The 12,881-nt window shown below is 62.0% G+C and carries 13 protein-coding genes and 1 pseudogene; 5 read left to right on the top strand and 9 right to left on the bottom strand.

Annotated features, from left to right (window positions below; translation table 11 throughout):
• Positions 1 to 39: 39 nt before the first annotated feature.
• Entirely contained in the window at positions 40 to 888 is an 849-nt protein-coding gene (locus A6D6_RS08385) for a DMT family transporter (RefSeq protein WP_133490830.1), read from the bottom strand.
• Positions 885 to 2,201 (bottom strand): 30S ribosomal protein S12 methylthiotransferase RimO, encoded by a 1,317-nt coding sequence (rimO, locus tag A6D6_RS08380; protein ID WP_159660470.1) that lies wholly within the window; start codon positions 2,199 to 2,201, stop codon positions 885 to 887. Before rimO ends, A6D6_RS08385 begins: the two co-directional genes overlap by 4 nt.
• 112 nt (positions 2,202 to 2,313) lie before the next feature.
• On the opposite strand from rimO, the pseudogene A6D6_RS22145 reads away from it, so the two are divergent.
• Together A6D6_RS22145 and A6D6_RS22140 are read left to right on the top strand one after the other, a co-directional pair.
• A pseudogene (locus A6D6_RS22145) lies at positions 2,314 to 2,535 on the top strand (2'-5' RNA ligase family protein); the annotation flags it as partial.
• Between the two features lie 180 nt (positions 2,536 to 2,715).
• The gene (locus A6D6_RS22140; protein WP_369412850.1) at positions 2,716 to 2,916 is read left to right on the top strand and encodes a hypothetical protein; all 201 of its coding nucleotides are present in this window, start codon (positions 2,716 to 2,718) and stop codon (positions 2,914 to 2,916) included.
• A 40-nt stretch (positions 2,917 to 2,956) separates the two neighbouring features.
• Here A6D6_RS22140 and A6D6_RS08370 read toward each other — a convergent pair whose 3' ends face one another.
• Both A6D6_RS08370 and A6D6_RS08365 read right to left on the bottom strand, forming a co-directional pair.
• Positions 2,957 to 3,187 carry a hypothetical protein gene (locus A6D6_RS08370; protein ID WP_133490833.1) on the bottom strand — a complete coding sequence of 77 codons (231 nt, stop codon included), beginning with the start codon at positions 3,185 to 3,187 and terminating at the stop codon, positions 2,957 to 2,959.
• A 55-nt stretch (positions 3,188 to 3,242) separates the two neighbouring features.
• Positions 3,243 to 3,545, bottom strand: coding sequence for a hypothetical protein (locus tag A6D6_RS08365; RefSeq protein ID WP_133490834.1), 303 nt, complete (start codon positions 3,543 to 3,545; stop codon positions 3,243 to 3,245).
• Positions 3,546 to 3,741: 196 nt separating this feature from the next.
• Here A6D6_RS08365 and A6D6_RS08360 point away from each other — a divergent pair, with 196 nt between their 5' ends.
• Both A6D6_RS08360 and A6D6_RS08355 read left to right on the top strand, forming a co-directional pair.
• Positions 3,742 to 4,257, top strand: coding sequence for an RNA polymerase sigma factor (locus tag A6D6_RS08360; protein ID WP_201303734.1), 516 nt, complete (start codon positions 3,742 to 3,744; stop codon positions 4,255 to 4,257).
• On the top strand, positions 4,254 to 5,078 hold the full coding sequence (locus A6D6_RS08355; protein ID WP_159660467.1) for a hypothetical protein: 825 nt from the start codon (positions 4,254 to 4,256) through the stop codon (positions 5,076 to 5,078). Before A6D6_RS08360 ends, A6D6_RS08355 begins: the two co-directional genes overlap by 4 nt.
• An 80-nt stretch (positions 5,079 to 5,158) precedes the next feature.
• On the opposite strand, the gene A6D6_RS08350 is transcribed toward A6D6_RS08355, so the two are convergent.
• The 4 genes from A6D6_RS08350 to A6D6_RS08335 all read right to left on the bottom strand — a co-directional run bounded on the left by A6D6_RS08350 (position 5,159) and on the right by A6D6_RS08335 (position 9,667).
• Positions 5,159 to 6,541 carry an NAD(P)(+) transhydrogenase (Re/Si-specific) subunit beta gene (locus A6D6_RS08350; protein ID WP_236564038.1) on the bottom strand — a complete coding sequence of 461 codons (1,383 nt, stop codon included), beginning with the start codon at positions 6,539 to 6,541 and terminating at the stop codon, positions 5,159 to 5,161.
• 3 nt (positions 6,542 to 6,544) lie between these two features.
• Complete coding sequence (locus A6D6_RS08345) at positions 6,545 to 6,820, bottom strand: NAD(P) transhydrogenase subunit alpha part 2 (protein ID WP_133490837.1); 276 nt, start codon at positions 6,818 to 6,820, stop codon at positions 6,545 to 6,547.
• Positions 6,820 to 8,034, bottom strand: a complete 1,215-nt coding sequence (locus A6D6_RS08340; RefSeq protein ID WP_159660466.1) for a Re/Si-specific NAD(P)(+) transhydrogenase subunit alpha — start codon at positions 8,032 to 8,034, stop codon at positions 6,820 to 6,822. Before A6D6_RS08340 ends, A6D6_RS08345 begins: the two co-directional genes overlap by 1 nt.
• Before the next feature lie 202 nt (positions 8,035 to 8,236).
• Positions 8,237 to 9,667 (bottom strand): ABC1 kinase family protein, encoded by a 1,431-nt coding sequence (locus tag A6D6_RS08335; protein WP_159660465.1) that lies wholly within the window; start codon positions 9,665 to 9,667, stop codon positions 8,237 to 8,239.
• Positions 9,668 to 9,891: 224 nt separating this feature from the next.
• On the opposite strand from A6D6_RS08335, the gene A6D6_RS08330 reads away from it, so the two are divergent.
• Positions 9,892 to 10,665: an alpha/beta fold hydrolase gene (locus A6D6_RS08330; RefSeq protein ID WP_159660464.1), complete on the top strand. Its 774-nt coding sequence runs from the start codon at positions 9,892 to 9,894 to the stop codon at positions 10,663 to 10,665.
• A 12-nt stretch (positions 10,666 to 10,677) separates the two neighbouring features.
• Here A6D6_RS08330 and A6D6_RS08325 read toward each other — a convergent pair whose 3' ends face one another.
• Entirely contained in the window at positions 10,678 to 12,792 is a 2,115-nt protein-coding gene (locus A6D6_RS08325; protein WP_133490841.1) for a carboxy terminal-processing peptidase, read from the bottom strand.
• Positions 12,793 to 12,881: the final 89 nt, after the last annotated feature.

The following is a 12,881-nucleotide window of genomic DNA, read 5'->3' as shown; positions in this document are numbered from 1 at the left end:
GTGGTGGATGGCACCGCCGGAGAGGTCAATATGGCGCGATCAGCGTGATTTCAGGTTCCAGATGCCGGCACCGATAATCAGCAAGGTCCCCAGATAGGTGCTCAGCGCCAGTGCCTCGCCCCAGAACAACCAGCCGAGAATCGCCGCCCACACCACCGCGGAGTAGTTGTAAACGCCGACCTGGCCGGGACGGGCCACCTGATAGGCGGTGGTCATGGCGAACTGGCCGGCGATGGCGAACAGGGCGATCCCCAGCATCCAGAGCATTTCCACGCCGTTGGGCCATTGCTCGACGCTGGGTAACAGCAAAGCGGAGAGCAGGGTGGCGAACAGCGAGAAATAGAACACCACCCGGTGTGCCGGCTCGCTTACCGCCATGCGCCGGATACTGACCTTTGCCACGCTCATGATGGCGGCGCCGCCGAGCGCCACCCACATCACCGGATCCACCTGGCCCTGGTCGGCACGCAGAATCACCGCGACGCCGACAAAGCCCAGCGCGATAGCCATCCAGGTCCGCAGCGATACCCGATCGCCCAGCCAGGCCCAGGCCACCAATGGCAGAAAGAATGGCACCGTCATCTTGACCAGAACCGCCTCCGCCAGAGTGATATGCCCGATGGCGTAAAAGAAACAGAACATGGCGGCGACGCCGGTGAAACCACGAATGAAATGCAGGCCGAGATGGCGAGTACCCAGGTCGCGAATGCCGCCACTGATCATCAACACCGGCATCAGTACCAGCAACCCGACGAAGTTGCGCGCGAAGACAATCAGTTCTGTGGAAAGCGTGTCGGAGAGATGCTTGATCAGGGCCGCCATGATCGCCAGCAACCCTTCACCCAGAATCAGCAATAAGGCGCCCTTCAGAGGCTGGTCGTTGTTCACGCGACCGGCCAGGCCCACAGATCGTGGTCGTCGGCGTCCTCGACGGTCACCCGCAGGCGTTGCCCGGGTTTTACCGCCGCATCGTCGGGCAGATACACCAGGCCGTCGATCTCCGGCGCGTCCGCCTGGGAGCGGGCCACCACGCCGTCCTCACCAACCTCGTCCACCAGGACTTCCAGGGTTTGACCGATTTTGCGTTGCAGTTTGGCGGCGCTGATCCGCGCCTGGACGTTCATGAAGCGCTCCTGACGTTCGCGTGCCACCTCTTCGTCGACATGATCGGGCAGGGCGTTGGCGGGAGCGCCGTCCACCGGCGAATAGGTGAAGCAGCCGACCCGATCCAGTTGCGCCTCTTCCAGCCAATCCAGCAGCATCTCGAAATCGTCGTCGGTTTCGCCGGGAAAGCCGACAATGAACGTGCTGCGCAGGGTGATGTCCGGACAGATTTCGCGCCAGCGGCGGATCCGCGCCAGCGTGTTTTCCGAGTGAGCAGGGCGCTTCATCGCCTTGAGCACCGACGGGCTGGCGTGCTGGAACGGGATATCCAGGTACGGCAGGATATGGCCGGCGGCCATCATCGGAATGATCTCGTCCACGTGGGGGTAGGGGTAGACGTAATGCAGCCGCACCCAGGCTCCCAGTTGCCCCAGCGCCTGACACAATTCCAGCATACGGGTTTTCATCGGCATGCCCTGCCAGAAACCCGTCTGGTACTTGCGGTCCACGCCGTAGGCGCTGGTGTCCTGACTGATCACCAGCAGCTCCTGCACCCCTGCCTTCACCAGCCGTTCCGCTTCGTCGAGCACATCGCCCACCGGCCGGGAATCGAGCTTGCCGCGCATGCCGGGGATGATGCAGAAGCTGCACTTGTGGTTACAGCCCTCGGATATTTTCAGATAGGCGTAGTGTCGCGGGGTCAGTTTGATGCCCTGGGGCGGCACCAGATCGGTGAAGGGGTTATGGTCGGCCCGAGGGGGCACCGCCTGGTGCACGGCGCTGACCACCTGCTCGTACTGCTGAGGTCCGGTGACCGACAGCACCGCCGGGTGCGCTTTGCGAATGTTGTCTTCTTCCACGCCCATGCAGCCGGTGACGATGACCTTGCCGTTCTCGGCCAGCGCCTCGCCAATGGCTTCCAGGGACTCGGCCTTGGCATCGTCAATGAAGCCGCAGGTGTTCACCACCACCACATCGGCGTCATCGTAGCTGGGCGTCACCTGGTACCCTTCGGTGCGCAGCTGGGTAAGAATGCGCTCGGAATCCACCAGGGCCTTGGGGCAACCCAGGCTGATAAATCCAACCTTACCGGACATAAACCACCTCGCAGTCAGCGGGGCGGCATTCTACTATTAACCCGGTGTGAATGCCTATTGGGTTGGTAACGAGGCCGGGACAGCGACGGCCAGACCCGGGAGACAAAACCATATGCGGTGTTTCATTGGACTGCCGGTGCCGAAGGAGGCGGGTCGCGCTCTGTTACAGGGCGTTCCGGATGGGGCCGGCCGGCGACTGCCGTTGGCGGATCTGCATCTGACCCTGGCGTTCCTCGGAGAACGGGAGCTTTCCTGGACACAGACGCTTTGTCGACGCCTGGAAGCGACTCTGGAGGGCGTACAGCCCCTGAGCCTGAAGCTCTCTGGTGGAGGCCTTTTTCCACCGGGAGGAATGCCACTGGGAGGAATGCCACTGGGAGGGACGCCACAAAGAAGCTCCCCATCAAGAGGAGCCCCGTCCAGTGGTGGCCGCCCGTGGGCGGCACGGGCCTTTCCATCCCCCGCGCTGATGGCACTGCATGAGCGCGTTTGGCGCCTTCTGGAGGATCTTGGGATGGAACGCGAGGAGCGGGGCTTTTTACCCCATGTAACGCTGGCTCGCGGCCGCGGCCGGCTTGCCACGACAAGGGCGGGCGAGAGAGCCAAAGGTCCACCTGAAGACCATATTGAGTTTGATGTCCATGAAGTGATCCTCTATGAGAGTCGGCATGGCTATCAGGTACGCTGGCGGCAATCGTTGAAAAGCCGGCTCTGAGCCCGGAACGGAATCCCGAAACCCAGAGCCGGTGAAGTGCTTATTGCCGAGTGTCACCGTAGCCACCCGCGCCCCCGGCGGAGCCGCCACCAGCGGGGTCGCCACCACTTTGCATGCCGGGCTGAGAAGGCTGCTGCGGGTCCCCAGGGGCCGGTGAGTCTGGCTGCTTCGGATCACAGGCGGCCAGTACCGATCCCATCACCAGCAGGGCGAGTGTGCCGGCCACGCCTCTTCGCAACCCGGTCCGCGGTTCCATTTTTCCATCTTTCATGGTCTTTCCTCCGATTTAAGTGATTGTGCGTCGGCGGTTCCAGGCCGCCCGGAAATCATGGGCGGCCGGGGTCGTCACCCCGTGTATCGTCGCCGCCGTCGCGGTCCTCTCCGGTGGGCCAGCCCCGGTCGTCGGGCTGCCCCCTCTCTCCGGCGCCACCGTCCAGGCCGCCAGGATTGCCGTAAGCGGGCTGGCCGGGTCGGTCCGGATCAGCTGGCGGCCCGGGCGGGGCCGGCATGGTGCGCTGGTAGTCGGGCTGGTCCCGGGCCGGGCGATTACCGTCCACCGCCGTGGCGGCGACCGTGGCGCCGAGACAAGCAACCCCGAGGATCAGCAACAGCGTTGTGTGGAACTTCATTGCTACCTCCCGATCCATCCGGTGACTTCAGCGGGCGGGACGCGCCGGAAAACCGGTTTTGCCGCCGCCTCATTCCTGTCTACAGGGCGGGATGGGGTTTGGTTCCATGGCAACATTCTTTTTTGGGAACCAAACCGGCTATCTGGCTGTAGGTACTAGTAAGGACCTCACGGTCAGCCGGAAAGGAACCGCCGGAGTGAATTTCGAACGCCGGATCTGCGACCAGATCCCGCACCTGCAACGCTACGCCCGGGCGCTGTGTGACAATCCGGGACAGGCGGAGGATCTGGTACAGGATTGCCTGGAGCGAGCGCTGCGCAAGCGCCATTTGTGGATGCCCGGTCGTTCGGTACGCCCCTGGCTGTTCAGAATGCTGTACCGGCTGTATCTGAATGACCGTGCCAGCGCCCGGCACCGGAGGGAGTCACTGACCCCGGATGCCGGTCTGGAAAGGCCTCAAGCGGCGCGGCAAGAGCCGTTCCTGGCCTGTCACGAGGCGATGGAAGCGATCAGGACCTTGCCCTCGGAGCAACGGGCGGCATTGTTGTTGATGGTGTTGGAAAACCCTGGTTACACCGAGGCCGCCCGTATCCTGGGCATCAAAGTGGGGACGCTGCGCTCGCGCCTCTCCAGAGCCCGCGAGACATTGCGCCAAGAGCTCGACGATTCATCCCGGAACGGCGGGCGCCCCCGGTTGAGGAGAGTAAAATGAGCTGGCGGGAACGAGGGCTATTGTCCCGCGAGGCGGTTAGCGAGGAGGAACTGAGCGCCTTCGCCGACGGGGAATTACCACGCCGGCGGGCCCGCCGGGTGGCGGCGGGTATCCGGCGGCATCCGGCCTACGCGGATCGGCTGCGCGATTACTGGCGCCATGACGAAACGCTGTGGCGCGCCTTCAGGGAGCAGAGCACCGCCGCGCCGTCGTCGTCTCCGACACAGGCCCCAAACACCGTTTCCCGGCGCCGCCGGCAGATCGTCGGAGTTGCCGGCACCCTGGTGGCGGCGGGCGTGATGATGGCGATTTGGTGGCAAACACCGGCCACGTCTCCGGCCACCACGGAGCCCGCTATCGACCTGACCCAGGCCATCGTCCATGCCTTCAGCAATCCCGCCGTGATACCCGATACCGCCGCGGCCCCGGCGCTGCCGCTGGATCGCCTGGGTCTGAGCGCGTCCGGTCAACAGCCGCTACTGGTTTCCGGACAGCATATTCAGGAGTATCGCTTCGAGAACGCCGAGGGACGACGCGTGGCACTGTATGAGATAGGGCAGAGCGCCCCGGGAGATAGCTGGCTGCATGTGCTGACCCAGTCACCGGTCACCCTGGTGCGCTGGAGCCAGAACGGGCGTGGTTATGTACTGGCCGCCAACAGCGACCCATTGAAGGTGGCGCAACTGGCACTGGGCATCCACGATGCCCTGTCCAGGACGGCGCGCGCCACCTCCGGCGCCACTCCGCCGCAAGGCGCCCACGGCCCCGCCGGGTCAGCCGGCGGTACGGCGACGCCGCGAGATGATATCAGCGAGATGTAGGCTGGAGAGTGATCGCCGGACACGAAAAAGCCCGCTTGAGCGGGCTTTTTCATTGAAGCGGACTTGAAGAAAAGCGTCGATCAACCTTCCTTCAGAGCGGCGGTAATGTCCACCACCGCACCCTTGCCATCGCCGAACAACATCAGAGTGTTGTCCTTGGCGAACAGCGGGTTGGGCAGGCCGGCGAAACCGGCGCTCAGGGAGCGTTTCACCACCACCACGGTCTTGGCCTTGTCCACGTTGAGGATCGGCATGCCGTAGATCGGGCTGCCTTTGTCTTCGCGGGCCATCGGGTTGGTCACGTCGTTGGCGCCCAGTACGATCGCCACGTCGGTCTGCTCGAAGGTCGGATTGATGGTGTCCATGTCCTTGAGCTTGTCATAGGACACTTCCGCCTCGGCCAACAGCACGTTCATGTGCCCTGGCATACGTCCCGCCACCGGGTGAATCGCGTACTCCACCTCGACCCCGTTGGCTTCCAGGGTATCGGCCAGTTCGCGTACGGCGTGCTGGGCCTGAGCCATGGCAAGACCGAAGCCCGGCACGATCACCACGCGCTGCGCGGTTTCCAGCAGCATCGCCACTTCGTCCGCGGAGGTGGATTTGATCTTGCCGGCGTAGACTTCATCCTGATCGATGGTTTCGCCGCCTTCCGCCATCACACCAAACAGCACGTTGGTGAGAGAACGGTTCATCGCCTTACACATGATCTGGGTCAGGATCAGGCCGGAGGCGCCCACCAGGGAACCGGTAATGATCAGGGCGCTGTTGCCCATGACGAAACCAGCGGCGGAAGCGGCCACACCGGAGTAGGAGTTCAGCAGCGCGATCACCACCGGCATGTCGGCCCCGCCGATCGGCATGACCAACAAAATGCCCAGCAGAGCGGCGGCAATGGCCAGCCCCCAGAATACCGTCGGTGAACCGGGGTTGGAGACCAAGTAGGCGATCGCCACGATGGAGCCAAGCAGCAACACGGCATTGGCCGCTTTCATGCCCGGGAAACCCATCGGCTTACCGTCGATCAGTTCCTGCAGTTTGGCGAAGGCCACGAAGGAACCGGTGAACGTCACCGCGCCGATCAGCACCGCGGCACCAGTGGCGATGATGCCCACCGTGTCCGGATGGCCGCCACGGAAGAACTCAGCCGCCGCCACGGAGAAGGAAGCACCGCCACCAAAGCCGTTAAGCAGCGCCACCAGCTGTGGCATGGCGGTCATTTGTACTTTCTTCGCCAGCAGCACACCAATGATGCCGCCGACCAGAATGCCGGCGATGATGATTTCATAGCTGACAATGTCCCGGTGCAGCAAGGTCACCACACAGGCCACCGCCATGCCGGCGCCAGCCAGCATATTGCCGCGCACCGCGGTTTTCGGTTTGGTCAGCCCCTTGATGCCGAGCACGAACAGCACGGCGGCGATCAAATAGGCGATATCGATCCAGTTCTGGGAAATCTGCATTGCTTACTTCCTCTTGAACATCGCCAGCATTCGATTGGTCACCATGAAGCCACCAATCACGTTGATGGTGGCCAGTACCACGGCAATGAAACCCAGCACCTTCACCAGCAGCCCGGCGTCGGAACCGGCGGCGATCAGCGCGCCCACCAGCGTAATACCGGAGATGGCATTGGAGCCCGACATCAGCGGGGTGTGCAGGGTGGGGGGAACTTTGGTGATCAGCTCCACGCCGAGAAAGATGGCCAGCACGAAAAGCGTTAGTTCGGCTACGAAGTCCATTACTTCTCCTCCTTCCCGTTGTCGGCGTCCGCCGCCTCGGGTTCCGGTTTCTCCAGCGCGGGCAGGCCAAGCAGCTCACGCAGGCGTGTGTGCGGCACGTCGCCGTTGTGGCTGATAACGGTATCCGCCACGATCTGGTCCTCGAAGTCCAGCGACAGCTCGCCCTGATCATTGAGCAGCAGGTTGAGCAGGTTCTCCATGTTCTTACCGAACATCTGGCTGGCATGGTGCGGCACGGTAGAGGGAACGTTTTCCGGGCCGATGATGGTCACGCCGTGTTCGACCACGGTTTTGCCGGACTGGGTCAGTTCACAGTTACCACCCCGTTCCGCGGCCAGATCAACGATCACCGAACCCGGCTTCATCGCCTTGACCATGTCGGCGGTGACCAGGATAGGACTCTTGGCGCCCGGCACCGCCGCGGTGGTGATCACCACGTCCATTTCCTTGATCACGTCGGTCATCAGCTCGCGCTGACGCTTGAGGAAGTCCTCGCCCTGGGCTTTGGCGTAACCGCCACTGCCTTCCGCTTCGCCGGTGTCCAGATCCAGCTCCACCGGCTTGGCGCCAACGGACAGGATTTGCTCACGGGCAGCGGGGCGGACGTCATAGGCTTCGACCACCGCGCCGAGGCGCTTGGCGGTGGCACAGGCCTGCAGACCAGCGACGCCCGCCCCCATGACAAACACCCGCGAGGCGTTCAGCGTGCCGGCGGCGGTCATGTTCATGGGGAACATACGGTTGGCGGTGGCAGCCGCAAGCAGAACGCACTTGTAGCCCGCGATCATTGCCATGGAGGACAGCACGTCCATGGCCTGGGCCCGGGTAATCCGCGGCACCAGTTCCAGCGCAATGCCGGTGACATTGCTCTGAGCCAGTTGCTGGGCGAAACCCGGGTTGGCCAGGGGATCGGTCATGCCGATGAGGAACTGTCCGCTCTTCATCTTGTCCAAATCGTCCTGACCATTGGTCGTATTGCTGCCTGGCGTCTGCACCTGCAGGATAGCCTGGGCGCTGGAGAAGATTTGATCCCGGTCAGCAAGCTTGGCACCGGCGGCTTCATATTGGCCGTCGGTAAAACCGGCGGCGACGCCGGCACCCGTTTCAACGAGGAATTGGATATCGTGCTTTTTCAATAAAGCCGCGATATTGGCTGGCGTCAGGGCGACGCGCTCCTCGCCGGGGCGAATTTCCTTGGGAACACCGATAATCACCTGCGTTACCCCCGTTTTATATGGTTTGTTGGGCAGCCCCCATGCCACGGCAATAGCCGGAAATGCACAGGGGCCCTCACAAAAAGGCCGGTTTAAGAAAACCGGCCGTCGAGCAGGCTGCTAACCTTATTGTGGAGTGGCGAGCTTGGCAAACAAGAAATCGTGGTTTGACGGATGGATGGCTAGATTTTGATCATAAAGATCATGATTTCTTCGCATTTTTGCTTAATTGTTGATCAACACAGGCCTTGTCATCATCTTCATGCATATGGATAAAAGGGCCCAGAATGGTATCGCCACGCACCTGCGCCTTGATGACATGCAAAAAAGTGTAAGCCCCCAGTAACTTCCTGAGCAGAAAGATAAATTCCTTCGGCGGTACGTCGAAGTGCACGGACAGAGCGTTGCGACTGGCGCGATTCAGCACCCGGCTGGGCAGGTTGCTTTCCCCCCACAGATATTCCCCTTTCTCATTGACCACCGACGCCGGCGGCGGAAAACGGTCCGGGTCCTGCAAGGCCTCGATGGCCTCGAAACAGAGACCGGCAAAATCCTCTTGCACCCGGCGAGGAGGGTCGCCGGAAAGGAAATGCAGCGCCTTCATGGCCCGCACCAGGCGCTCCGTATCATGGTACCAGGCACCGCGAATCATCTCCCGGCCGGGGCCAAGCACCTGGTCATCGAAATCACGGATGGCTCCGAAGTCCAGCAGCACAATGCGGTCGTGGCCTTCCTCATCGATCTGCAACAGATAATTGCCGAAGTTCGGATCGGTCTGCATCTTGTTCCACTCGAACACCTCCCGACAGCACAGTTCCATGATCGCGCGGCCGAGAAAATTGCGCCGTTCCTGGCTCAGGGCGACCACTTTGGGGTCACTGATGTGCAGTCCCTCCTCGAAGGAAAGGCACAGAATGTTATGGGAGGAGTACTCGGAAAACACTTCAGGAACGATGAAGCGGGGGTCCTCGCGCAATGCTTCACGGAAATGGCGAGTGGTGTGGGCCTCGAGATCATAGTCCACCTCCCGGCCAAGCATGGCGCGCACCTCATCCAGCCACTGATTGAACTGGTCGGTGATCGGCACCAGCCGGCTCAGTTTTAGCAGCCGCACCAGGGCGCGCATATCCGAGTCTATGGCGTCGGCGACTCCGGGATATTGCACTTTCAACACCAGCTCGCGGCCATCCTTTTTGCGCCGGGCGCGATGAACCTGCCCCAGACTGGCGGCACCAAGCGGCTCCGGATCCACGTCCAGTTCCGCCAGTTTCACAGTACCCAGCTGTTGTTTGAGGTGGCGCTCCATGGCCGGCCACTCAAGCGCGGCGGTGTCGTTTTCCAGTGTGTGCAAGGCGGCGGTGACTTCCTCGGGAAGGAAATGCTCGCCGAACAGGGCCATCATTTGCCCGATTTTCACCACCGAGCCCTTCAATTCACCCAACTCAGCCACCAATTCCTCGGCCCGTTGAGAGAGAATGGCTTTCCGTCTTTCCTCTCGCTTGTCCGGGGAGGAGAACAAGGTACCGGCACTGGCGGTGGCGTAGCGGGCACCAGCGAGAAAGCCGGCGCGGGCAAGGGTAAATCGCCGTTCCAAAGAACCGGTTTTAACCCTCTTGACGGTTTTTCGTGCCATATTTGCGCGCACTCCAAGATCTGCTAAGGCGATGGCATCAGCCACGGACGGCGGCGCGGAACCACCCGCCACCAACCGTGGTTAATAGAGGGCAGTGTAGCCCGGCTCCGATCCTAGTGGTATGGCAGCGCCAACAACAAGGCGCCGCCGGTATCGCCAGAAACAGGTGCAAACAACAACCCGGCGCCGCCAGCGGCGCCCCGGCTCGGGAGAACGGAAACGTTATGACGACAACCTGGATTCTGCTACGCGGGCTGATCCGTGAGCAGGCCCACTGGCAGGGCTTTGACCGCCATCTGGCGGATGTGCTGGGAGGAGAGCACGAGGTTCGCTGTGTCGATCTGCCCGGCAATGGCCAGCGTTATCATGAGCGTAGCCCCACCACGGTGGCGGAGATGGTGGACGCCGCCCGTGCCGAGTTGGGCGATGAGGTGCTGAGCCGGCGGCCCAGACTGGTGGCCCTGTCCCTCGGCGGCATGGTGGGAATGGACTGGCTGCGGCGTTTCCCAGGTGAGCTTGGTGGCGCCGCGCTGATTAATAGCAGCACGGCACGTTTCAGTCCTTTCCATCAGCGCCTGCGGGCGCGCAATTATCCACGCCTGCTGCGCGATGTGTTGCTAAGCCGGGACACCGAAAACAAGGAGCGGGCGATCCTTGAGCTCACCACTAATCTGCTGGCCCCGGAGCGCCTGACGGAGGTGGCCCGGGAATGGGCCTTGATTGCCGGCGGACGGCCGGTATCCACGGCCAACAGCCTTCGCCAGCTATGGGCCGCCGCCCGCTTCCAGGCTCCGGCGCGGCTGCCCGGGAGCAGCCCGGTGCTTATCGTGAATGGGGGAGGGGACCGTCTGGTGAGTCCATGCTGCTCGCAAGCACTGGCCCGGGCCTGGAACCGGCCACTGAGCGTCCACCCGGCGGCCGGTCACGATCTCTCCCTGGACGCGCCGGACTGGCTGGCGCGAGAGTTGAAGAGCTGGGTGGTGACTCCGGGGGCCTGAAGCGGCGCGGCCTCAGTCCCGTTTGTCAGCCACTCTTTGGGCCTGCGCCAGCTCGATCATATCCGCCAGGATGTGGCCGGTCTCACGCAGATAGGGGTCTTTCTTCATCGGATCCTCCGCCGCTTCCGGATCCAGTGCCCGTTGCTCTTCCAGCGTGCGCAGCTCCGCCATGTCCTTCAGCGGTTCCTCATGGCGGGCTTCGCGGCGGGCGTTTTCAATATTCAGACGGCGCTGATCGAAGCCCTCCTGCCAAGACTCCCGGCTGGCCGCGTTCAGCGTCACTTCCTTGCGTTCCCGGGCCTCGTCCAGCAAGGCCCGCAGCTCCTCCACATAGACGAACTCCGGATCCTTCTCGATGCGCCGCTCATGACGCTGACGCAAGGTTTGCAGGAACGGCATCAGATCCGCCACCTGCTGATAGTCCGCGGAGTCGATTTCGTCCCAGGGCAGGGCATTGGGCAGAGCGCCTTCGCCCACCTCGTTGGTATCGATCAGCGACGGCATCAGCAGGTCCGGCACAATGCCCAGGTTCTGATTGCTGGAACCGGACACCCGATAGAACTTGGCGTTGGTCATTTTCAGTTTGCCGTGATTCAGATCCAGCAGGGTTTGCACCGTTCCCTTGCCATAGGTGGGCTCGCCAACGATCAACGCACGCCCATAGTCCTGCATGGCGCCGGCGAAGATTTCCGAGGCGGAAGCGCTGTAACGGTTCACCAGAACCGCCATCGGGCCGGTGTAGAGCATGCCCGGGTACTGGTCGTTCTCGACACTGACCCGGCCGGATGATTCACGCACCTGCACGGTGGGACCACGATTGATGAACAGGCTCACCAGCTTGTTGACTTCCAGCAGCGAGCCGCCGCCATTGTTGCGCAGGTCAATGATCAGGCCGTCCGGATTCTGCTTGCGCAATTCCACCAACAGCTTGGCCACGTCCCGGGTAGTACTGGTGTAGTTCGGGTCGCCGCGGTGAAAGGCATTGAAGTCGAGGTAGAAGGCCGGAATTTCGATGATGCCCAGCTTGATGTTCTCGCCGTCGTGATTCAGTTCAATCACTTCCTTCTTGGCGGCCTGTTCCTCCAGCACCACTTTGTTCCGCACTATGGTGATCGTGCGGGTACTGTGCTCTCCCGCGCCACCAGCCGGAATGATCTCCAGTCGCACCTCCGAGCCCTTGGGGCCACGGATCATATCGACCACTTCATCCAGGCGCATGCCGACCACGTCGACGATGGCATCTTTTTCCCCCTGGCCAACCCCGATGACGCGATCCGCTGGTTTCAATTGCCCGGCCTTCGCGGCGGGACCGCCCGGCACCAGCCGCACCACCTTGGTGTAGCCATCCTCGTACTGCAACACGGCGCCGATGCCTTCCAGGGAGCGGCTCATGCTGATGTCGAAGTTCTCTGAATTGTGCGGGGTGAAATAATTGGTGTGCGGGTCGAACGTCTGCGCCAGCGCGTTCATATAGAGCTGAAACACATCCTCGGAACTGTTTTGCTGCACCCGGCTGAGTTGACCTTCGTAGCGGCGCACCAGGCGGTCCTGGATTTCACTCTCCGGAGTGCCATTAAGGCGCATGGACAGTACGGAATTACGCAGATAGTCATCCCAGATTTGATCCAGGGCCTGCTGATCCGGCGCCCAATCGGCTTTGGTTCGGTCCACCAGCACTTTGCGGTCGCTGCTGAACTGCCATTTATCGATATCACCACGCAACTGCGTCAGCGCTTTCTGCAAACGGTGTTCCACCCGCTGCTGAAAACGGTTGAAGATGGTGTAGCCCGCTTCCAGAGTGCCTCTTCGCAACTGATCGTCGAGCTGATCGCGATAGCGGTTGAATTCGCCGATATCCTCGGCGGTGAAGTACAGGCGGCTCGGATCCAGATCCTTGATGTACTGGTCCAGCATCTGCCCGGACAGGGAATCATTGAAATCCAGCCGCCGGTAATGCAATTTCAGGCGATCGACGATTTCCTTCGCCGCTTCCCGATGCACTTTATCCGGCTTGATGCTGCCCTGGACCTCCGGCGCCGCCGCCTGCAGGCCGTCTCCAATATGCAGGGCGCCGCCCAGCAGCAACCCGGCGACGATCAAGGCACTCAGCTTGCGAATTACGCTCATGGACTCACTCAATGATTCATTTACTGGCAGTATACGGGAACCTCTGATTAATTCGTATGGGAGGTCCTGATTTGTGTGTGACCACCGCC

Source organism: Alcanivorax xiamenensis, assembly GCF_009846745.1.
GTDB classification, from domain to species: Bacteria; Pseudomonadota; Gammaproteobacteria; order Pseudomonadales; family Alcanivoracaceae; genus Alloalcanivorax; species Alloalcanivorax xiamenensis.
Note: the sequence above shows the minus strand (reverse complement) of the source record. Positions and strands in the feature narration are given on the sequence as shown.

Bases quoted from the DNA above. Each gene is read 5' to 3' on its own strand.
- rimO (WP_159660470.1), bottom strand. From the start codon at position 2,201: ATGTCCGGTAAGGTTGGATTTATCAGCCTGGGTTGCCCCAAGGCCCTG.
- A6D6_RS22140 (WP_369412850.1), top strand. From the start codon at position 2,716: ATGGAACGCGAGGAGCGGGGCTTTTTACCCCATGTAACGCTGGCTCGC.
- A6D6_RS08370 (WP_133490833.1), bottom strand. From the start codon at position 3,187: ATGAAAGATGGAAAAATGGAACCGCGGACCGGGTTGCGAAGAGGCGTG.
- A6D6_RS08365 (WP_133490834.1), bottom strand. From the start codon at position 3,545: ATGAAGTTCCACACAACGCTGTTGCTGATCCTCGGGGTTGCTTGTCTC.
- A6D6_RS08355 (WP_159660467.1), top strand. From the start codon at position 4,254: ATGAGCTGGCGGGAACGAGGGCTATTGTCCCGCGAGGCGGTTAGCGAG.
- A6D6_RS08350 (WP_236564038.1), bottom strand. From the start codon at position 6,541: ATGCAGATTTCCCAGAACTGGATCGATATCGCCTATTTGATCGCCGCC.
- A6D6_RS08345 (WP_133490837.1), bottom strand. From the start codon at position 6,820: ATGGACTTCGTAGCCGAACTAACGCTTTTCGTGCTGGCCATCTTTCTC.
- A6D6_RS08335 (WP_159660465.1), bottom strand. From the start codon at position 9,667: ATGGCACGAAAAACCGTCAAGAGGGTTAAAACCGGTTCTTTGGAACGG.
- A6D6_RS08330 (WP_159660464.1), top strand. From the start codon at position 9,892: ATGACGACAACCTGGATTCTGCTACGCGGGCTGATCCGTGAGCAGGCC.
- A6D6_RS08325 (WP_133490841.1), bottom strand. From the start codon at position 12,792: ATGAGCGTAATTCGCAAGCTGAGTGCCTTGATCGTCGCCGGGTTGCTG.